The organism is Synechococcus sp. CCY 0621 (genome assembly GCF_019038465.1).
Classification (GTDB): domain Bacteria; phylum Cyanobacteriota; class Cyanobacteriia; order PCC-6307; family Cyanobiaceae; genus Cyanobium.
Map to the genome: position 1 here is coordinate 40,024 of NZ_JAFKRH010000038.1, position 20,406 is coordinate 60,429.

Here is a 20,406-nt window from a genome sequence, read left to right on the forward strand (position 1 = left end):
CTCCTATCCTCCCAAGCGATCCAGCGCCAGACGCACGGCCCCCAGCCGGCCGGCGCCGTTGCCGAGGGCGCAGCGGCGGATCACCAGTCCCTCCCGGCTCACGGCCAGCACCCGCTGCTCCACCTCCCGCCACACGGCCGGCAGGAAGTGGTGGCTGGCGGCGCTGAGGCCGCCGCCGATCAGCACCAGCTGCGGGGTGAGCACGTAGAGCAACGAGCTCAGCCCCACCCCGAGCAAGCGTCCGTAGGCCGCCCACACCGCCAGGGCCTCGCTGTCGCCGGCATCGGCGCGGCGGCAGAGCTCGCGCGGATCGAGAGGGCTGAGGCGGGCCAGGCCGCCGATGCTGCAGAACTGCTCCAGGGAGCCACGGTTGCCGCTGCGGCATTCGGGGCCATCGGGGTCCACACCGATCAGGCCCGGTTCGGCCGCCGCGCCGCCGTGGCCGGTGAACAGCTGGCCGCCGAGCAGCACCGCCCCGCCCACACCGGTGCCGAGGGTGAGCAACAACACGTTGTCGACGCCCCGGGCCGCCCCCAGCCACGCTTCGCCGAGCAGGGCGGCGTTGGCGTCATTGCCCAGGATCACCCGCCGCCCCAGTTCGGCTTCCAGCCAGGCGGCCAGGGGCACGTCCCGCCAGCCCGGCAGATTGATCGAGATCCGCGCCACCCGTCCCGCCACATCGCAGGGCCCCGGCAGACCGATGCCCACCCGGCCGGCGAGGCGATCGGGGTCGATCTGGCCCACGGCCTCAGCCAGGGCCACGCACACCGCCCCCGGCATCGCCGGCTGGGGGGTGGGCACCTCGGCCTCGGCAAGCAGCGTGCCCTGCGGATCGCAGCGGGCCAGCTTGATGGCCGTGCCCCCCAGATCGATGCCGATCAGCTGGGCCTCACCGGGAGGTCGTACGGGGGACGACGCCATCAGAAGCGCAGGAACACCTGCAGCAGGGACTGCCAGGCCCCTTCGGTGTCGACGGAGGTCTGCAGGTTGAAGGTGTCGGAGGCCTTGTAGGTGAGCGTCACCTGGGGGGGCACATCGGAGCGGTTCGGGGCCGCCAGCACCGACATGCTGAAGCGGTTGGTGATGTCGACGCCGATCTCGGCACCCAGCACCAGCTGGGGCGGCACCCGCCGCCGGGTGGTGCCTTCCTGCTGGGTGTCGATCGCCTGGTTCACGTAGGTGGGATAGAGGGCCAGGCTCACCCGCTGGCCGAAGGCATCGCTGAGCGACGACAGCAGCGGCGACAGCAGGGTCTGGCCCACCACCGTGGCCAGGGCGGCCCCGGCCCCGCCGCCGCTCAGGCCCGCCAGGGAGTTGCCGCCGATCAGGGCCACCAGCCGCTCCTGGGGCAGGGGCGGACTGCTGCGCAGCTTGAGGTTCTCGGCGATGCGGTCGGCCGGCCCGCTCACCGACACCACCACCAGGATCAGGTTGAGCTGGTTGAGGGCCGACAGACCGGACTGGTTGGGGGCGTTCTGCACCGAGGGGCCGATCTCCCCCACCCCGGCCGGAGAGATCACGCTGAGGCTGTCGGAGATGCGGGTGCGCAGGGCGATGTCGAGGTAAGGCACCAGCCCCATGGAGGGGGTGAAGATCGCCACGTTGGGGGCGTCGGGATCGAGGCTGAAGCTGGTGGTGAACAGGCTGAGCCGTCCCCCCAGCAGACGCACCACGCCGGAGGCCCGCAGGGAGGGGTCGAGGCGGCCATTGATGCGCAGGCGGCCGGCGGTGGTGAAGTTGGCGATGTTGGGGATCACCACCCGCAGGTCCGGGCCCAGCCGCAGGGTCAGGTCCTCGAAGGCCAGGTAGGGGAAGCGGGGCACCGAGGCGCGCAGGGCTTCGGCGGTGGTGGACTCCACATCGGGTCCCAGCAACACCAGGGGCTGCTGGAAGTTCCACTTCGCCTCCAGCAGCTCGGGCATGGTGCGCGGCTGCACCGGCTGATCGGACACCGGCGCACTGGCCGCCAGCTGGCCGGGCTGGACGTTGATCGTGCCGCGGCTGATCGCCACATCGCCGCCGAGAACGGGAGCCACCAGGCTGCCGCTCAGGTGCAGCTGCCCATCCCCCACCGCCACCAGGCGCGGCACCGAGAAGGGCACCTCCGCCAGCTTCATCACCAGGGTCTTGTCCTGGGCCAGGGGCCGGAACAAGCCCAGACGACCCTCACCGCCGACCACCCCCTTCGGCCCCACCCGGGCGCGGAACTCCTGCACCACCAGCTGCTCGAAGTCGAACAGGATCGTGGCCTCCACCTCCCGCACCTCCTGGCCGATGAAGCGGCAGCGGAGGTCGCGCAGCCGCAGGAAGCCGTTGGCGATCGGATCGTCGAGGCTGCCGCGCACCAGCAGCTGCAGGTCGGCACCACCCTCCTGCCACTCGAAGGCCTGCCCCCCCAGCCGGGTGAGGAAGCGCAGGCCATCGCCCCGGGTGGCCAGGCGCAGCTCCAGCCCCTGCTGGGACGCCACCAACGGGATCGTGCCCGACAGGTCGACGCTGCGGGAAGCCCCTTCGGCCCGCAGGGCCAGATCCAGCCCGATGCCTTCAGCCTTCAGCTCCACCCGGCCCCGCTCCAGCGCCAGGGCCTGCTCGCCGAGGCGGCCATCGACCAGCGCCAGGTCGACGCTGAGCTCGGGGCGGGCACCGCCCAGCCGGTAACGGCCCCGGGCGGCCAGGCTGCCGCGCAGGTTCTCCGGCAGGGGCGTCAGCAGGGCCAGCAGGGATAGGGGCAGGTCGGCGAGGCTGAAGCTGCCGCTGCCGCCGCTGAGCGGTCCCTCCAGCCGCACCTCGAACGGCTTGCCAGCCAGGGACTGGGCCCGGTCGCCCTGGTCGTACCAGAGGTGACCGGTGGCCTTGAGGTCGGCCCTGGTGCGGGCGAAGTCAGGGCCGCTGAGCAGCAGGTCGGCATCGATCCGGGCCTGCAGCCGCTCGAGCCGCTCCGCCCGGCTGGCCCGGCTGGCCGCCTGGACACGGGCGGCGACCCGTTGCTCGGCCTGGGCCAGGGCCAGCAGCTGGTCGGTGACCGTGCCGGCCATGGTGTCGATCACCAGGCTGCCCAGGTCGCTGGCCTGTCCGCGCTTCGGAGCCGAGGCCCCGCGCCAGATCGGCCAGGCGTCGTTGAGCTGACGGAACAACAGGGTGGAGAGCTGGCGGGCTTCGAAGCGGGCCCGGAACGGACCGTTCCAGCGTCCGGAGACCGTGGCGGCGATGCTGCCCTCGCCGAGGGGCTCGATCCGGCCCTTCACCCGGTACTGGCGGTCGTCGTAGGCCACATCGGCCTGAATGCGGCGTCCCCCCACGCCCAGGAACTGGGGCGAGAGCAGCTCCACCCGGCCGTCGAAGCTGAGGGGCTGCAGCCCCAGCCGGCCACGGCCGCTGAGGTCCCCCTCCAGGCGCCGCAGGCGGCGGTTGGGTCCGGTGGCCACCGACAGGCCCCGCAGCGGGAAGGCGCGCGCCACCCAGCGGTAGCCCGCCGGCCGGCCGTCGAGGGTCAGCAAGCCACCGTCCCGCTCGATCGCGGCCCGCACCGGCTGCCAGCGCCGGTCGAGCAGGGCCGTGATGCGGCCGCTGGGCGTCGGCGCCACCGCAGCCAGATCCAGGGAGCGGTTCTTGAGGCTGCCGCTCCAGGTTTCCCGCAGCAACAGGGGCCCCGCCCCGGGCTGCTGCAGGCGCAGCTGCAGGTCGGGGCGCAGTTCCGCCAGGGGCCCGGCGATCGTGCCCGCCACATCCATTTCCCCCTGCAGGCTGGTGCCGAGCAGCGGGTCGAGGCGGGCCAGGGGGTAGTCCTGGACAGCGACGCGGGCCAGCAGCGGACCGGCCACCAGACCCTTGCCGGCCTGGAAGGACAGGGGCAGCTGGGCTGTGGCCTTGAGGCGGTCGGCCTCGAAGCGCTCCAGCCGCAGCAAGCGGTCGCGCCACACCAGCGCCGCCTGCCAGGGCCCCAGGAGCCGCTGGGACGCCTGGCCCGTCTCCAGCCGCAGGCGCGGCGCCGCCAGGCGGCCATCGGCCCGCAGGCGGCCGGCGAGGGGCTGCCGCAACCACTCCGGCAGCTTGGCGGCGGCGGGAAAATCATCGGGATTCAGGCGCCAGCGGGCGTCCAGGGCCAGCGAACGGCCAACGCTGCCGCTGGCCCTGAGCGTGGAGCCACCCAGCCGGCCATCGAGCCGGGTGAGGCGCAGCAGGCCGTCGCCCCAGCGTCCCTTGAGGTCGGCCATCAGGGGTTGGCGCCCCAGCGGATGGCGCGGTGGCGGCTGGACGACGAGCTGGAGATCCAGGCGGCGATCCGCTTCGGCCCTGGCCGTCAGACGGCCGCCCCAGGTCCAGAAGCGCCAGGGGCTGGCAGGCAGGATCAGGGCCCTGTCGCGGCAGCTCAGGGGCAGCCGCTGTGCCGTCAGCGGCACCGAGCCGGTCTGCAGCTGCCAGCGCAGGCTCCGCAGCTCCAGGCCGCCGTCGCAGCGGGCCAGGCCCTTGTTGATCATCAGCCCCAGGCGGCCCTCGGCCACACCGGCGAGGCTCCCCCCGGCCCGGTCACCGGAGGGAAACAGCGAGCGCAGCGGGGCCAGGGGAAAACGGCGGGCCGTCAGCCGGCCCAGCCACTGCTGCGTCTGCCACTGGCCACCACCATCCAGCAGCAGCGATCCGCCGCCGCCACCGGCCGGGGGGGCCAGCCGCAGGCCCAGGTCGATCTCGCGGCGGTGCAGGCGCAGGGCCACCTGGCCCGAAAGGGCCAGATCGAGGGGCCGGGCCGTGGCTCCGGCGCCCCAGACCCGCACGGCGCCGGGCTGGAGCAGACCCAGGCGCAGGTCGAGCCGTGGCGGCTCGCGGCCGGGGGGAACCGCTCCCAGCACCCAGAACTGGCCCCTGGCGTTGCGGCGCAGGTCGGCGCGGGCCCCCTTGAGGCCCAGATCCAGCACGGGCCCGCGCAACAGCAGGCTGGCCATGGGGTCGATGCGCAGCCGCACCGCCTCCACTGTGGCGGTGGAGCTGTCCTGACGGCCGGGCAGGAAACGGCTGGGGCCGATCCAGAAGCCATCGGCCTTCAGGCCCCGGTAGGGACCCAGGGCCAGCGGACGGCCCATGGCCGTGCCGATCTGGCGCTCCAGGCTGGGCCTGAATCGGCCGTAGAGGCCAGCGACGATCCGGTCGAACCAGAAGACCCCGAGACCCAGGCTGGCCCCTGCCAAGCCAACCGCAAGCAGTCCCTTCCACGCGCGTCGGCGGGCCAAAAGAGACTGGTTGTCAGGCTTCCAACGCATCCACCGGGGTCGGTCGCCGTCCATGGCGGCCGCAATATAAGGGGCTTGTCACGCCTTCCCCAGCCCCATGGCCGCTGATCCGATCCTGCTTGTGGCCGGCACCTGGCTGGGTGCCGCCAGCGGCGTGCTGGCGGTGCTGACCATCGCCGGTTTTCTCTCCCGCTGGGGGATTCGCTTCCGTCTGGTGGGGATCACCAGCTTCACGGCCCTGCTCTCGCTCTCCTGCCTCGCCTTCGCCATCAGCTACAACCCGCGGGTGAGCGTGCCGGGGGCAGTCCAGGTGCCGGTCGTGTTCGACAACGGCACCGATCTGGTGATTGCTGCCGCACCGGCCGATCTGCCGAGCGAGGCGGCGGCCCCCACCGTGGAGCAGGTGGCCCGCAACCTGCGCGGCGGTGGGCGTGGCGGCAGTGGTGGCGGCGCTGGTAGCCAGGTCCGGGTGCGACTGCGGCGGGTCGAGGCCGTGGAGCCAGGACTGGCACGGCCCGTGGTGCTGGCGGAAACCACCCGCCAGGAGGCGACCAGCAGCCTCGACGACGCGGTCTGACCCTTGGTGGCCCACCCCTTCCAGCCAGCGGCCCACATGCGGCGCGAGCAGCAGCGCCTGCGCCGGGATGGCATCGAGAGCTGGGAGGCCCTGGCCGGGCTGGATGACGGGCAGCTGCGGCAGCTGGCGGCCTCCGGGGAAGCCAGCGAGGCCAAGCTGATCCGCCTGCGGGGTCAGGCCCGGCTGGTGAGCGCGGTGGGGTTGGCCCCGGAAGAGGCGGCCCTGTTGCTGCATGGGGGCATCGCCAGCCCCGCCGGGCTGGCCGCCGCCGATCCCCAGCAGCTGCTGCTGCAGCTGGGCCGGCTGCAGCGTCGGCTTACGGGAGCCGCCATGCCCCCGGTGGATCTGGCCCTGGTGCTGGGCTGGATCCGCCGGGCCAGGCAGGCCTCCGGTCGCTCCCCGAACTGACCCTCTGGACGGCGCCACCCAGGCGGGGGTGACTGGAATGGAGAAAACGGACGGAGGCAGTGATGCCCCCATCAACCCGACGTTCTCCCCCTAGAGCCACGAACCACTCCCTTCGCAGGCGCCTCAGCGCCCTGCTGTGCGCCACCTGCCTTACCGCGGTAGCCACACCCATGGTCCGCGCCCAGTCCGCCCTGCTGGAGTCGGTGAAGCAGAACCCGGCCCTGGCCCAGAGCCTCTGCCAGCAGTTCCGCCAGCTGAACGCCCAAGGCGTCTCGGCCACCTCCAAGGCGTCGATTTCCAGCCTGGCCAGCAGCCGGGGCCTGAGCCCGATGGATGCGGAAGTGCTGGCCACCTACGTGATCGGCCTGCACTGCTCCACCGTGTTCTGATCCCCGTGATCCGGACCCTGGACGCCACCCTGCAGCTGGCGGACGGGGTGCGGCTGACCAGCCGCCTCTGGCACCCCGACGGGGAGGGCCCCTGGCCCGTGCTGGTGATGCGCCAGCCCTACGGCCGGGCGATCGCCTCCACCGTGACCTACGCCCATCCCAGCTGGTACGCCGGCCACGGGTTCCTGGTGGTGGTGCAGGACGTGCGCGGCCGTGGTGCGTCCGATGGTTGCTTCGCTGGCTTCGCCCAGGAAGCGGCCGATGGGGCCGCCACGATCCGCTGGGCCCGGGGGCTGGAGGGCAGCAACGGCCGGGTGGGCAGCTACGGCTTCTCCTACCAGGGCCTGAGCCAGCTGCTGAACAGCGCTGGCAACGACGACGCAGCCCTGCCGGACTGCCTGAGCCCGGCCATGTGCGGCCTCGACGAACGCCTGCACTGGGCCAGCGAAGGCGGCGCCCACTGGTGGGCCCTGGGGCTGGGCTGGGCCCTGCAGCTGGCGGCGGAAGGCTGCCGGCGCCGCGGCGACGGGGCCGGCTGGCGCCAGATCCGCCGCAGCCTTCAGCAGGGCCACTTCTGCGACGAGGGGCTGGCCCTGCTGGAGCGCTACGACCCCGCCGGCATGGGCCTGCGCTGGCTGAAGCAGGATCCCTGCGTCCCGGAGGGCTGGACGGTCCACACCGCGGCGCCGGCGCTGCTGCGCCGACCGATGCTGCTGATTGGTGGCTGGCACGACCCGCACCTGAACGGCGTGCTCGATCTCTGGGCCCGGGCCCGCGCCGCAGGCGGCAGCCCCGGGCTCCTGATCGGCGCCTGGAGCCACCTCGACTGGAACGGTGGCCTCGACAGCGAGCTGCTGGCCTTCTTCCGGCGCCATCTGCAGGATCCGGCTCCTGGCACCAGCGCGCCGGCCGCCCCCGAGGCCCCCATCCGCCTGCAGTGCTGCGCCAGCGGCGCCTGGCACAGCGCGGGCGACGCCAGCGAGCCGCAGGGGGCGGCCATCGGCTGGTCGCTGCATTCGGGTGGCCTGGCGGCGATCCGTTGCGACGAAGGGGAACTGCGGCCGGAACCAGCGGGACGTGGCGTGGTGGTGCTGGTGCATGACCCCTGGCGGCCGGTGCCCGGCCGGGGCGGCCATCTCGGCCTGGTGCCCGGACCGGTGGAGCGCGCTGACCTGGATCGTCGCGCCGATGTGGCCTGCTTCAGCAGCGCCCCTTTGGAGCACGACCTCTGGCTGCTGGGGATCTTCCGCCTGCAGCTGCGGGTGAACGCCGACCAGCCCAGCTTCGATCTCTGCGCCGCCCTCTCCGAGGTGAGCCCGGATGGGCGATCCGTGCGCCAGCTGAGCACCGGCGTGGCCCGCTTCAGCCCCAGGGAGCTCAGCGCCGAGAGCCATCGCACCGTGGCCCTGCAACCCCTGGCCACCCTGGTGGCCGCTGGCCAGCGGCTGCGGTTGTCGGTGGCGGCGGCGGCCTGGCCCCTGATCGCCGTCAACCCCGGCGACGGCAGCCTGCCGGCGGGTGGTAGCAGCGCCGAGCACCGGGTGATCAGCCTGACGCTGGACCTGGACGGCAGCTGGCTGGGCCTGGACCCCCTGGTTCGGGCAAACTGAGCCGACCCGAACCCCGTCGCCCATGCCGCGCCCCCAACCGCGCCGAGCCCTGATCGGCCTGACGCTGCTCGTGAGCAGCCTGGCGGTGCTGGCGCCGCGGGGGGCCTGGGCCCAGGCCGTGCCGATTCCCACCAGCACCGGCCAGCCCAGTGCCGCCCTGAGCGAAGCCAAGGCCCGCGCCGCCGCCGAGAGGATCCTGACCACGATCCGCAACGGCGACGCCCAGGCGCGCTTCAACCAGTTCTCGCCGGCCCTGCAGCGGGTCACCCAGCATGGTGGCCGCCACCATGAAGACCCAGCCCAAGCTGCTGCGCTGGACGATCCGCAGCATCCAGCCCGGCTACGACTCGAGCACGGTGGAGGCCACCCTGGTCACCAGTGCCGGCCAGCGCGATCTGCTGATGGTGATCGATGCCGACGGCAAGATCGATGGCTATCACTTCAACGTCACCGACCAGCCGGCCGAAAAGGTGGTGCGGGACTTCATCAGCGCCCTCTCGGCGGGTCACTTCATCTCCGCCAGCAGCTTCCTGTCGCCGGTGATGCAGGAGCAGATTTCCCAGGCCCAGCTGCAGCAGAAGTGGTTCAACCTGCAGCGCATCACCGGTAATTTCGTGCGGGTGAAGCGCGTCAGCCGGGCGGAGAGCACCCCGGACATGCGGCTGGTGATCGTCAACACCGAGTTCAATCGGCTCACGGACAACCTGTTCGTGACGCTGGACGCCCAGAACCAGATCATCGGCGTGGATTTCCCCACGGATCCGGCCCCTCCCTCGCCGCCGCGCTGAGCCGGCGCGTCCACCGACGTAAGCTCCCGGCGCATGCCCGCCCCATCTTCCATGGCCCTGTCCAGCCTCGAATGGATGGTCGATGATGCCCATCGGCTGGCGGAATGTCGCCACGACCATCCCTTCTCCGTGCTCGGACCGCAGCCCCTGGACGGCGGTGGCTGGGTGGTGCGGGCCTGGATGCCGGACGCCCATGGGGTGGAACTGCTGCTCGGGGGCGAGCGGCTGGCGATGGCCAACCCCCACCATCCCTGGATCTTCGAAACCCGCCTCGAGGCTGACCCCGGCTGCGGCTACCGCTTGCACGTGCAACGGGGCGGCATCGAGCACGAGCAGCACGACCCCTGGGCCTTCCGCCATGAGTGGATGGGGGAACTGGACCGGCACCTGTTCGCTGAGGGCAACCACCACCACGTCTGGCGGCGCATGGGGGCCCACGTCGTCGAACGGGACGGCATCGCCGGGGTGCAGTTCTGTCTGTGGGCGCCCAATGCCCGCAGCGTGGCCCTGCTGGGCCATTTCAACGGCTGGGATGGCCGCCATCACCCGATGCAGCAGCGGCTCGGGGGCGCCTGGGAACTGTTTATCCCCGGGCTGGGCGTCGGCGAGACCTACAAGTACGAGGTCAGGGCCCAGAACGGCCACTGCTACCAGAAGGCCGACCCCTACGGCTTCCGCCATGAGATCCGGCCGAACACCGGCTCGATCGTGGCCCAGCTGGGCACCTACGACTGGAACGACAGCGCCTGGCTCGCCGAACGGGATGGCCGCGATCCGCTGCCCCAGCCGATCGCGGTGTACGAGATGCACCTGGGCAGCTGGATGCATGCCGCCGCCGACCAGCCCTTCCTCGAAGCCGACGGCAGCGCCCGGCCGCCGGTGCCCGCCGCCGACATGAAACCGGGCGCCCGGTTGATGACCTACCCGGAGCTGGCCGACAGGGTGATCCCGTACGTGAAGGAGCGCGGCTTCACCCACATCGAGCTGATGCCGATTTCCGAGCATCCCTTCGACGGCTCCTGGGGGTATCAGGTGACGGGCTGGTACGCCCCCACCAGCCGCTTCGGCAGCCCGGACGAGTTCCGCGCCTTCGTCGACCGCTGCCACGCCGAGGGCCTCGGCGTGATCCTCGACTGGGTGCCCGGCCACTTCCCCAAGGACAGCCACGGCCTGGCCTTCTTCGATGGCGCCCACCTTTACGAGCATGCCGACCCCCGCATCGGCGAGCACAAGGAGTGGGGCACGCTGATCTTCAATTACAGCCGCAACGAGGTGCGCAACTTCCTCGTCGCCAACCTCATCTACTGGTTCGAGGAGTTTCACATCGATGGCATCCGGGTGGATGCGGTGGCGTCGATGCTCTACCGCGACTACCTGCGTCCGGATGGCGAATGGCTGCCCAACGAGAACGGAGGCCGCGAGAATCTGGAAGCGGTGCGCTTCCTGCAGCAGGCCAACCACGTGCTGTTCCAGCACTTCCCCGGCGCCCTGTCGATCGCCGAGGAATCCACCACCTGGCCGATGGTGACCCAGCCCACAGACATGGGCGGCCTGGGGTTCAACCTCAAGTGGAACATGGGCTGGATGCACGACATGCTCGATTACTTCGAGCTGGATCCCTGGTTCCGCCAGTTCCACCAGAACCACGTCACCTTCTCGATCTGGTACGCCTTCACCGAGAACTTCATGCTGGCCCTGAGCCACGATGAGGTGGTGCACGGCAAGAGCAACCTGCTGCACAAGATGCCGGGGGACGACTGGCAGAAGTTCGCCAATGTGCGCGCCCTGCTGGCCTACATGTGGACCCACCCGGGCAAGAAAACGATCTTCATGGGCATGGAGTTCGGCCAGCGGGCCGAATGGAACGTCTGGGGTGATCTGCAGTGGGAGCTGCTGCAGTACGAAGCCCACACGGGCCTGCTCAACCTGGTGGATGACCTCAACGTCTTCTACAAATCCGAGCCAGCGCTGTGGGGCGACGACTTCGATCAGTACGGCTTCCAGTGGATCGACTGCAACGACAACCGCCATTCGGTGATCAGCTTCATGCGCCGCGACAGCGGCAGCGGCAGCTGGGTGGTGGTGGTGGCCAACTTCACCCCCCAGAGCCATTCCCATTACCGCGTGGGTGTGCCGTTGGAGGGCTTCTATGCGGAGGTGTTCAACACCGACAGCAGCCGCTACGGCGGCAGCAACCTCGGCAACCTGGGCGGCCGCTTCACCGATGCCTGGGCGATCCACGATTACCAGAACTCGCTCGAGCTGTGCCTGCCGCCCCTGAGCGTGGTGGTGTTCCGCCTGGACGAGTCCCGCAGCCTGCAGCGTCCGGCCATCGGCGAGGGCTGAGGGGCCCCATGCCACGACTGGTGACAGGAGCGGCGGGAGGTCGGGGGTGCTCGGTTAGGTTTCGCCGTTGACCTTCCGACCGGCGCAATGACTGAATCCGCCCCCCTGCTGCTGCGCGCCGCCCGAGGTGAGCAGGTGGAGCGGCCTCCGGTCTGGATGATGCGCCAGGCGGGCCGCTACATGAAGGTCTACCGCGACCTGCGCGACCGCCATCCCGGCTTCCGTGAGCGCTCCGAGAACCCCGATCTCTCCTACGAGATCTCGATGCAGCCGTTCCACGCCTTCCGTCCCGACGGCGTGATCCTGTTCTCCGACATCCTCACGCCCCTGCCGGGCATGGGGATCGACTTCGACATCATCGAGAGCAAGGGTCCGATCATCGAGCCCGCCATCCGCAGCCAGGCCCAGGTGGATGCGCTGCGCCCCCTGGATCCGGCCGAGGCCCTGCCCTTTGTGGGCGAGGTGCTGAAGCGGCTGCGGGCCGACGTGGGCAACCAGGCGGCGGTGCTCGGCTTCGTGGGCGCCCCCTGGACCCTGGCCGCCTACGCGGTGGAGGGCAAGAGCTCCAAGACCTATTCGGTGATCAAGGCGATGGCCTTCCAGGAGCCCGCCCTGCTGCACCAGCTGCTGGGCCACCTGGCCGATCAGATCGCCACCTACGTGCGCTACCAGATCGACAGCGGCGCCCAGGTGGTGCAGCTGTTCGATTCCTGGGCGGGGCAGCTGAGCCCGATCGACTACGACGTCTTCGCCGCCCCGTACCAGAAGCGGGTGATCGACCAGGTGAAGGCCACCCACCCCGACACCCCCCTGATCCTCTACATCTCCGGCAGCGCCGGCGTGCTGGAGCGCATGGCCAGCACCGGCGTCGACTTCATCTCGCTCGACTGGACCGTGGACATGGCCGATGGCTGTGCCCGCCTGCCCCAGCACCTGGGCGTGCAGGGCAATGTGGATCCCGGCCTGCTGTTCGGCACGCCTGAGGCGATCCGTGAGCGGATCCTGGACACGGTGCGCAAGGCCCGCGGCCGCCGCCACATCCTCAACCTGGGCCACGGCATCCTGCCCGGCACCCCTGAAGACAACGCCCGCGTCTTCTTCGAGACTGGCAAGGCCGTGACGGAGCTGCTGGGGGCCGCTGTTTGAGCGCCGCCACCTCCGGGCCCCAGCGGATCCTGATCACCGGCGCCAGCGGTTGCGTCGGCCAGTACATCGCCGAGAACCTGCTGGCCAACAGCGACGCCCAGCTGCTGCTGCTGCTGCGGGATCCCGCCAAGCTCAGCGCCGTGCCCGCCGATCACCCGCGCATCACCCTGCTGGTGGGTGATCTGCGGGAGCTGGGCCCCCACGCTGAAGCGATCGCCAGCGCCGACCGGATCATCCACACGGCCACCGCCTGGGGCGACCCGGAGCGGGCCCAGGCGGTCAACGTGGTGGCCGTGAAGGAACTGCTGCGGCTCACCGATCCGGAGCGGCTGCAGCAGGTGATCTATTTCTCCACCGCCAGCATCCTCGACCGGCAGCTGCAGCTGCTGCCGGAGGCGATGGCCTACGGCACCGAGTACATCCAGACCAAGGCCACCTGCCTGCAGGACCTGGAGCGCCATCCCCTGGCGCCAAGGATCGTGGCGGTGTTCCCGACGCTGGTGTTCGGCGGCTCGGTGGGCACGGCCGATCCCCACCCCACCAGCTATCTCACGGCCGGGCTGAAGGAGGCCTTCGGCTGGCTGTGGCTGGCCCGCTGGCTGCGCACCGACGCCAGCTTCCACTTCATCCATGCCGCCGACATCGCCACGGTCTGCGCCCACCTGGCCACCACCCCCCATGGCCCCAACCCGGAGCCGGGCCAGGGGCCGGTGCGGCGGCTGGTGCTGGGTCAGGCGCCGATCACGATCAACGGCGCCGTGGCCTGCCTGTGCCGCTGGCGACGGGTGTGGGTGCCGCCGGTGGGAATCGATCTTCGCGGCTGGCTGATCGAGGGACTGATCAAGCTGCTGCGCATTGAGGTGAACGCCTGGGACCGCTTCTCGATCCGTCAGCGCCACTTCGTGCACGAGCCCGTGAGCCCGCCCGAGCGCTTCGGGCTGGTGAGCTTCGCCCCCACCCTCAACGCGGTGCTGGAGACGGCGGGCGTGCCGCACCGGGGCCGCTGAATTGTTGCGAATGTGCCGGAGGGCCCCAACGCCAGGCGGCCGTTGCCTAATTTGATCCGGTTGCAAGTGCCATCAGGCACCTTCTTTTGCACCCTCCCATGCGTCGTCTTCTTTCCCTGTTCGCTCTCTGCCTGGCGCTGGTGCTGGGTGCCGCCCCGAGCTTCGCCGCCGATGCGGCCCATGGCGGCCAGATCTTCTCCGCCAACTGCGCCGCCTGCCACATGGGTGGCGGCAACGTGGTGAACGCCGAACGCACCCTCAAGGCCGATGCCCTGGCCTCCTACCTGGCCAACTACGACGCCGACCACGAGGCCGCCATCGCCTACCAGGTGACCAACGGCAAGAACGCCATGCCCGCCTTCGGCGGCAAGCTCAGCGACGGCGACATCGCCGACGTGGCCGCCTACGTCGAGGACATGGCCTCCAAAGGCTGGGCCTGATCCCCGCCCCGCTGGTCCACGCCGACCGGCTCCTAACGCTGCAAAGCCCCGGCCCAGCCGGGGCTTTTTTTGTGGCCACCGCCCAAGGCCGGCCATCAGGGCTCAGAGCTCGGCCCGGCAGGCGGCCAGCACCGCCAGGTAGAGGTCCTCGGGAACGTCTCTGATGTCGTACTCGGAGGGCAACATGCCGTGGACGTGGCGGTGCACGACCCGCCAGCAGTCGCGCTCCGGTTCAAAGGCGCCACCGAGGGCCTGGGATTCGGCGGCCAGCTGGGCCACCAGGGCCTGGTCGTCGGCGGCGGAGGGCATGGGTGACGAACGGGCTGGAGAAGCGAGAATGGGGTTCAGCCGCGACCCCATCATGGCGATCCACCCCTCCGCCGAGCTGCTGGCGGTCCTGCTGGCCGGCGTGATTCCCCTGGCCATGCCTCTGGCGGCGCAGCCGGCCCTGGCCCAGGCGGTGACGCCCAACCAACCGCTGGCGATCGAGGCCAGCCCGGGGCTGCCGCCGCCGGCCTGCAAATTGGTAGTGCCCAGGAGCGAGGCGGTGCTGCAGCCCCTGCGGATCCATCCGGCCCAGGTGGCCCAGAAGAACAGTTTTGGCTGCCTGTCGGCGGCGGATGCCTTCTATGGCCGCGACGGTTGCCCCAGCCAGCTGTGCGGCCAGAAGCACGGCTACCAGGTGCCCCTGCCGGCACAGAACGGGCGGTAGGCCTCCCCCGGCGGTTCGGTCCTCCCACTCGGACAATTCCGAAGCCATTCATACGGTTGCTGCATTGCCAGCCCCAGGGAGATTCCAACCATGCATCCCACCGCCGAACTGTTCACCGAGAAGGCCTGGGGCGCCGTCGTGGCCTCCCAGCAGCTGGCCCAGCAGAAGCGCCAGCAGCAGATGGAGAGCGAGCACCTGTTCGCCGCCCTGCTGGCCCAGCAGGACCTGGCCAGCCGGATCCTGGAGAAGGCCGGCGTGGATCTGGGGGTGCTGAACCAGAAGCTGGAGGCCTTCATCGCCAGCCAGCCCAGCCTGGCCGCCGCCCCCGACAACGTCTACCTGGGCAAGGGGCTCAATGCGGTGCTGGATCGGGCCGATGGGCTCAAGAAGGAGTTCGACGACAGCTTCATCGCCGTGGAGCACCTGGTGCTGGCCCTGGCCGGCGATGAGCGCTGCGGCCGCCAGCTGCTCTCGCAGGCGGGCGCCGATGGGGCCAGGATCAAGGAGGCCGTTCAGGCCGTGCGAGGCAGCCAACGCGTGACCGACCAGAACCCGGAGGGCACCTATGAGTCGCTCGAGAAATACGGCCGCGACCTCACCGCCGCCGCCCGCGACGGCAAGCTCGATCCGGTGATCGGCCGCGACGAGGAGATCCGCCGCACCGTGCAGATCCTGTCGCGCCGCACCAAGAACAACCCGGTGCTGATCGGTGAGCCCGGCGTCGGCAAGACAGCCATCGTGGAAGGGCTGGCGCAGAGGATCGTCAATGGCGATGTGCCCACGGCGCTGCAGAACCGCCAGCTGATCGCCCTCGACATGGGCGCCCTGATCGCCGGCGCCAAGTACCGCGGCGAATTCGAGGAGCGGCTCAAGGCCGTGCTCAAGGAGGTCACCTCCAGCGAGGGGCAGATCGTGCTGTTCATCGACGAGATCCACACGGTGGTGGGGGCTGGCGCCACCGGCGGTGCCATGGACGCCAGCAACCTGCTCAAACCGATGCTGGCCCGCGGTGAGCTGCGCTGCATCGGCGCCACCACCCTCGATGAGCACCGCCAGCACATCGAGAAGGATCCGGCCCTGGAGCGCCGCTTCCAGCAGGTGTTCGTCGACCAGCCGACGGTGGAGGACACGATCTCGATCCTGCGCGGCCTGAAGGAGCGCTACGAGGTGCACCACGGCGTGCGCATCGCCGACAACGCCCTGGTGGCGGCGGCGGTGCTGAGCAGCCGCTACATCGCCGATCGCTTCCTGCCCGACAAGGCCATCGACCTGATGGATGAATCGGCGGCGCGCCTGAAGATGGAGATCACCTCCAAGCCGGAGGAGATCGACGAGCTCGACCGCCGCATCCTGCAGCTGGAGATGGAGAAGCTGTCCCTGGGGCGCGAATCGGATCCGGCCAGTCGCGACCGGCTCGAGAAGCTCGAAAAGGAACTGGCCGACCTGGGCGAGCAGCAGAGCAGCCTCAATGCCCAGTGGCAGAAGGAGAAGGGCTCGATCGATGAACTCTCCGCCCTGAAAGAAGAGATCGAGCAGGTGCAGCTGCAGGTGGAGCAGGCCAAGCGCCAGTACGACCTCAACAAGGCCGCCGAACTGGAGTACGGCACCCTGGCGGGGCTGAACAAGAAACTGGCCGCCCGCACCGAGGAGCTCAGCGCCCATGCCGGCGAGAAGAACCTGCTGCGCGAAGAAGTCACCGAGGACGACATCGCCGAGGTGATCGCCAAGTGGACCGGCATTCCGGTGAGCAAGCTGGTGCAGAGCGAGATGGAGAAACTGCTGCATCTCGAGGACGAGCTGCACACGCGGGTGATCGGCCAGGACCAGGCCGTGACGGCGGTGGCCGATGCCATCCAGCGCTCACGGGCCGGCCTGTCGGACCCCAACCGCCCGATCGCCAGCTTCCTGTTCCTCGGCCCCACCGGCGTGGGCAAGACCGAGCTGTCCAAGGCCCTGGCTTCGCAGCTGTTCGACAGCGAAGAGGCGATGGTGCGCATCGACATGAGCGAGTACATGGAGAAGCACGCCGTGTCCCGGCTGATCGGAGCGCCTCCTGGGTATGTGGGCTACGAGGAGGGCGGCCAGCTCACCGAAGCGGTGCGGCGGCGCCCCTACGCGGTGATCCTGTTCGACGAGGTGGAGAAAGCCCACCCCGATGTGTTCAACGTGATGCTGCAGATCCTCGATGACGGCCGCGTCACCGATGGCCAGGGCCGCACGGTGGATTTCACCAACACGGTGCTGATTCTCACCAGCAACATCGGCAGCGCTTCGATCCTCGATCTGGCCGGCGATCCGGCCCGCTACGGCGAGATGGAGAAGCGGGTCAATGAGGCGCTGCGGGGCCACTTCCGCCCCGAATTCCTCAACCGTCTGGATGAATCGATCATCTTCCGCAGCCTGCGAGAAGACGAACTGCGCCAGATCGTGGCCCTGCAGGTGCAGCGGCTGACCCGGCGCCTCGAGGAGCGCAAGCTGGCCCTGCGGGTGAACAGCGACGCCCTCGACTGGCTGGCCGCCGTCGGCTACGACCCGGTGTACGGGGCCCGGCCGCTGAAGCGGGCGATCCAGCGGGAACTGGAGACGCCGATCGCCAAGGCGATCCTGGCGGGCACCTTCCCCGCCGGCAGCACGATCGCGGTGGATGTGGAGCTGGAGCGGCTGCGCTTCCGCCAGGCCGAACCGGCCGAGATCCAGGCGGTGGCACCGGCGCTGGTGTGATCCCTGCGCCGGCGCGGGACGGGCCAGCCCGTTACCAGAACGTGCGGCAGGGGAAGGCCAGCATCCGGTCAAATGGATCTCTGTGCGGTTGAAGGAAGGCCCCGGCTCGCAGCGCATGGGCGTCTGCCAACTCCGGCAACTTGCCACTGTGGTGTTTGATGCTCAGCTCCCAGACCGTGGTGGAGCTCACCCAGAGGCGGGACGCCGGATCTTGCAGCAGCGCCAGCACGTAGCTGGGGTCAGGGCCGCAGCGCCCCGCCATCCCAAAGGGCCAGGTCGTCGTGATCGAGGGGCCGCAACAGCCCCTCGGGATCGGCCAGCGGAGTGCCGCTGCGCAGCCGACCGGGGAGGCGCGGCGGCGGCGTGGGCTCCAGGGGCATCAACCGCGCCCAGGGCTTGCCGGCCTTGGCCACCACGATCGTTTCACCGTCATGGGCGGCATCGATCAAGCGCGACAGCTGGGTCTTGGCTTCGTGGACGTTGACCAGCCGCGGCGGAGATGGTGCGTCCATGGGGCGATGCTTAGGCCATGACTAAGGAAGATTCTGGTTCCGTTTGGACCACCGTGGCAAGGAAATGGCGAGCTCCCCTATGGCGCTGGCGTGACGGGCCGGGAGCCTGTGTCGGTTGCTACCAGGCTCCCGGTCGGTTTCGAGGGATTCTGGGGCGTGGCTTGCAGGTCTGATGGCTGATTCGGGATCTGCCGGGGGTGGGGTCGACGTCAGAGACATCAAAGCCAACGACGACGCCACGCCCCCTCGCCGCAGGGGGCGGGCCAAGCGGCGTGATCTGCGTTGTCCGGTGCACGCGGAGACCAGCATGGTGGGCACGGGGCGGAAGTATTTCCTGCACCTGCTCACCACCGAGGAACTGAAGCAGCGGGGCCTGAGCCACAAGCGGGCCCAGCTGGTGATCCAGGCCTATCCGGTGCTGGTGCTCAGCAACGAGTGGCTGGAGCAGCTGTGGTGCCCGGAGTGCGGGCAGAGCCACTGGTGCCACATCACCCGCCACGAGCGCCACGCGCACACGGTGCGCTGGGCGTCACGGGAGCTGTGGCAGCAGGTGGCTCACGTCGATCCGATGGTGGCCAACCCGAGCGTGAGTGAATTCAGCCGCCGGGTGGCGGGTCGGGGGGATTCCAGCCGCCGCTACTGGGACAACTGATCCAGCAGGCTGAGCTGGCCGGGCAGGGGCATGGTGCCGGGGTGCACCTGCATCAGGTAGTCGAGGGCCTGGAGGCGGCTGAGGCGACGGCGACGCTTCAGCCAGGCCAGGCAGAGCAGGGGCGAGCGCTCCATGGCGGCGATGCAGTGCACGAACAGGGGGCCGCGCTGCTGCTGCATCTGGATCGCCAGCGCCAGGGCGGCCTCCAGCTCCTCGATGGCGGGGTCACGGCCGCTGCGGTGATCGGGCAGGGGGTGGCGACGCCAGAGGAAGCGCTGCTCGAGCCCCGCCAGCAGGGGCCATTCCTCGCTGCTGCAGAGGCTCAGCACGGCGCCGATGCCCTGCGCTTCGAGCTGGACGAGGTGTTCGGGACTGCGGGGCGCTGGCCCCAGCGCCAGCTCACCACGCAGCACCCAGTCGATGCGGAAGCGGGAGGACGCCTTGGGCTCAGGTGGCATCGACGCGGCCCGGGGGCTCAGTTGTTGTTGTTGTTGTCGGCGAGCCGCAGCAGGGTGAGCACGCTGGCGATGCCGGTGAGCGGGCGGCCGATGGCATCGACGGCATCGGTGAGCCGGGCGTAGTTGCTGCGGAACACCACCACCACATCGCCATCGCGCAGGGGCGGGTTGAGCTGGGGGGAGGCGGGCGCGCCGAGGTTGAGGGGCACGGCCATGCGGGTGAGGGTGCCGTTGCGGTTGATGCGGATCAGGTCGACCCGGTCGGTCTTGGCCCGCTGCACGACGCTGCCACCGGCGGCCAGCACCGCCTGCACGAGGGGGGTGTTGGGCTTCACCGTCACCGGCCCGGGGCGTACCACTTCGCCGATCACATTCACGGTGATTTCGGGTGGGGCGATGATCGTGGTGGAGAGTTCGCTCAGCTCGATCACCGGCTCGGTGGCGCGGGGGATCATGACGATGTCGCCATCGAAGAGGATCGGGTTCTGCACCTGGTCGCCTTGCTGGATGAGGGTGAGCAGGTCGACCTTGGCGCGGCGGTAGCGCACCTGGTCGCCGGGGAGGCGGCGGCGCAGCACCACCTCGCGGAGGTTGGCGTCGCCGGTGACGCCACCGGCCTTCTGGATGGCGTTGACGAGGGTGGGCAGGCCGGTGATCGTCACATCCGAACTGGCGTTGGAGACCTCCGAGGTGCTGAGGCTGTAGACGCCGGGCCGTTCCACCTCGCCCACCAGGGACACCTGAATGGGCCTGGGGCGCACCAGCTGCAGGTCAAGGTCGGAGCGGAGCAGTTGCTTGCGGTAGAGCGCCTGCAACCAAAAGGAGGCCTGGGCCAGGGTGAGGCCGCTGAGGCGGACGATGCCGATGTAGGGAACGGTGGCGGTGCCGTCGCTGATGATCTGGATCGGGCCGGAACGATCCAGGCGGGTGCTGAGGTTGAGGAAGCGCAGCTCCAAGCCGTCGCCGGGCCCGAGGATGTAGGCATCTTCCTGGGGCACTGCCGGAAGATCCTGACCTGGCTTCAGCTCAGACCGGGATTTTGCTGACGCCGGTGCTGGGCCAGCGGACTGGGCCAGAGCAGAAGCCGGAAGCAAGCTGTGGGCTCCCAGGACAGCCGCCAAACAAAGACTCCGAAAGCGGGCGGATCGGAGCATGCGGAAGACTGGAAGGCCAGGGACCTGAAGGGCTTGCGCCAAAGTTACCGGCTACGGCAAGCGGTCATCGAGGGGCTGGAGCGAAGCGAACCGTGGGGGCCATCACCGAGTTACTGACCGTCGTGGCGCCACTGTTGCGCCCAGCATTGCCACGGGAGGGGTTGGGGCCATTGCCGTTGTTGCCACCCTGGAAGGGCCCCTTACCATTGCCATTGCCATTACCCACGCCCTTGCTCTGGGCCTGGGCGGGGAGGGGAGCCA

Annotated in this window: 18 protein-coding genes; 12 read left to right on the forward strand and 6 right to left on the reverse strand. The window is 70.1% G+C overall.

From position 1 onward, the window contains the following. Nucleotides 1-3 precede the first annotated feature (3 nt). Both KUG43_RS12425 and KUG43_RS12430 read right to left on the reverse strand, forming a co-directional pair. Nucleotides 4-921: an ROK family protein gene (locus tag KUG43_RS12425; protein WP_216909489.1), complete on the reverse strand. Its 918-nt coding sequence runs from the start codon at nt 919-921 to the stop codon at nt 4-6. Then, nucleotides 921-5,183 (reverse strand): translocation/assembly module TamB domain-containing protein, encoded by a 4,263-nt coding sequence (locus KUG43_RS12430; RefSeq protein ID WP_216909491.1) that lies wholly within the window; start codon nt 5,181-5,183, stop codon nt 921-923. The genes KUG43_RS12425 and KUG43_RS12430 overlap by 1 nt, the downstream gene beginning before the upstream one ends. Before the next feature lie 139 nt (nt 5,184-5,322). Here KUG43_RS12430 and KUG43_RS12435 point away from each other — a divergent pair, with 139 nt between their 5' ends. The 9 genes from KUG43_RS12435 to KUG43_RS12475 all read left to right on the forward strand — a co-directional run bounded on the left by KUG43_RS12435 (nt 5,323) and on the right by KUG43_RS12475 (nt 13,936). Next, nucleotides 5,323-5,802 (forward strand): DUF2518 family protein, encoded by a 480-nt coding sequence (locus KUG43_RS12435; RefSeq protein WP_216909494.1) that lies wholly within the window; start codon nt 5,323-5,325, stop codon nt 5,800-5,802. Nucleotides 5,803-5,808: 6 nt separating this feature from the next. Further along, entirely contained in the window at nt 5,809-6,210 is a 402-nt protein-coding gene (locus KUG43_RS12440) for a DUF4332 domain-containing protein (RefSeq protein WP_353618031.1), read from the forward strand. 170 nt (nt 6,211-6,380) lie between these two features. Next, nucleotides 6,381-6,599, forward strand: coding sequence for a DUF8664 family protein (locus KUG43_RS12445; protein ID WP_216909496.1), 219 nt, complete (start codon nt 6,381-6,383; stop codon nt 6,597-6,599). 5 nt (nt 6,600-6,604) lie between these two features. Beyond that, nucleotides 6,605-8,209, forward strand: a complete 1,605-nt coding sequence (locus KUG43_RS12450) for a CocE/NonD family hydrolase (RefSeq protein WP_216909498.1) — start codon at nt 6,605-6,607, stop codon at nt 8,207-8,209. Between the two features lie 287 nt (nt 8,210-8,496). Next, complete coding sequence (locus KUG43_RS12455; protein WP_216909500.1) at nt 8,497-8,997, forward strand: DUF3887 domain-containing protein; 501 nt, start codon at nt 8,497-8,499, stop codon at nt 8,995-8,997. Between the two features lie 51 nt (nt 8,998-9,048). After that, nucleotides 9,049-11,343 carry a 1,4-alpha-glucan branching protein GlgB gene (gene glgB, locus KUG43_RS12460; protein ID WP_216909502.1) on the forward strand — a complete coding sequence of 765 codons (2,295 nt, stop codon included), beginning with the start codon at nt 9,049-9,051 and terminating at the stop codon, nt 11,341-11,343. 87 nt (nt 11,344-11,430) lie between these two features. Further along, a complete protein-coding gene (gene hemE, locus KUG43_RS12465; RefSeq protein ID WP_216909504.1) occupies nt 11,431-12,489 on the forward strand; it encodes a uroporphyrinogen decarboxylase in 1,059 nt (352 codons plus the stop codon). Beyond that, nucleotides 12,486-13,496, forward strand: a complete 1,011-nt coding sequence (locus tag KUG43_RS12470; protein WP_216909506.1) for an NAD-dependent epimerase/dehydratase family protein — start codon at nt 12,486-12,488, stop codon at nt 13,494-13,496. The genes hemE and KUG43_RS12470 overlap by 4 nt, the downstream gene beginning before the upstream one ends. A 98-nt stretch (nt 13,497-13,594) precedes the next feature. Then, the gene (locus tag KUG43_RS12475) at nt 13,595-13,936 is read left to right on the forward strand and encodes a c-type cytochrome (protein WP_216909507.1); all 342 of its coding nucleotides are present in this window, start codon (nt 13,595-13,597) and stop codon (nt 13,934-13,936) included. 102 nt (nt 13,937-14,038) lie between these two features. Here the strand turns inward: KUG43_RS12475 and KUG43_RS12480 are convergent, their stop codons facing one another. Beyond that, complete coding sequence (locus KUG43_RS12480; protein ID WP_216909508.1) at nt 14,039-14,245, reverse strand: DUF8662 family protein; 207 nt, start codon at nt 14,243-14,245, stop codon at nt 14,039-14,041. A 52-nt stretch (nt 14,246-14,297) separates the two neighbouring features. Between KUG43_RS12480 and KUG43_RS12485 the strand changes: the two genes are divergently transcribed. Together KUG43_RS12485 and clpB are read left to right on the forward strand one after the other, a co-directional pair. Further along, on the forward strand, nt 14,298-14,648 hold the full coding sequence (locus KUG43_RS12485) for a hypothetical protein (RefSeq protein ID WP_216909509.1): 351 nt from the start codon (nt 14,298-14,300) through the stop codon (nt 14,646-14,648). A 90-nt stretch (nt 14,649-14,738) separates the two neighbouring features. Next, complete coding sequence (clpB, locus tag KUG43_RS12490) at nt 14,739-17,369, forward strand: ATP-dependent chaperone ClpB (RefSeq protein WP_216909510.1); 2,631 nt, start codon at nt 14,739-14,741, stop codon at nt 17,367-17,369. Between the two features lie 239 nt (nt 17,370-17,608). Here clpB and KUG43_RS12495 read toward each other — a convergent pair whose 3' ends face one another. After that, complete coding sequence (locus tag KUG43_RS12495) at nt 17,609-17,881, reverse strand: type II toxin-antitoxin system Phd/YefM family antitoxin (RefSeq protein ID WP_216909511.1); 273 nt, start codon at nt 17,879-17,881, stop codon at nt 17,609-17,611. A 172-nt stretch (nt 17,882-18,053) separates the two neighbouring features. Here KUG43_RS12495 and KUG43_RS12500 point away from each other — a divergent pair, with 172 nt between their 5' ends. Next, nucleotides 18,054-18,533 (forward strand): hypothetical protein, encoded by a 480-nt coding sequence (locus KUG43_RS12500; protein WP_286194735.1) that lies wholly within the window; start codon nt 18,054-18,056, stop codon nt 18,531-18,533. Here the strand turns inward: KUG43_RS12500 and KUG43_RS12505 are convergent. Both KUG43_RS12505 and KUG43_RS12510 read right to left on the reverse strand, forming a co-directional pair. Next, the gene (locus KUG43_RS12505) at nt 18,518-18,991 is read right to left on the reverse strand and encodes a protein-tyrosine phosphatase family protein (protein WP_216909512.1); all 474 of its coding nucleotides are present in this window, start codon (nt 18,989-18,991) and stop codon (nt 18,518-18,520) included. The two genes, KUG43_RS12500 and KUG43_RS12505, sit on opposite strands and share 16 nt — an antisense overlap. 17 nt (nt 18,992-19,008) lie before the next feature. Beyond that, nucleotides 19,009-19,989, reverse strand: coding sequence for a polysaccharide biosynthesis/export family protein (locus KUG43_RS12510; RefSeq protein ID WP_353618032.1), 981 nt, complete (start codon nt 19,987-19,989; stop codon nt 19,009-19,011). Between the last annotated feature and the right edge of the window lie 417 nt (nt 19,990-20,406).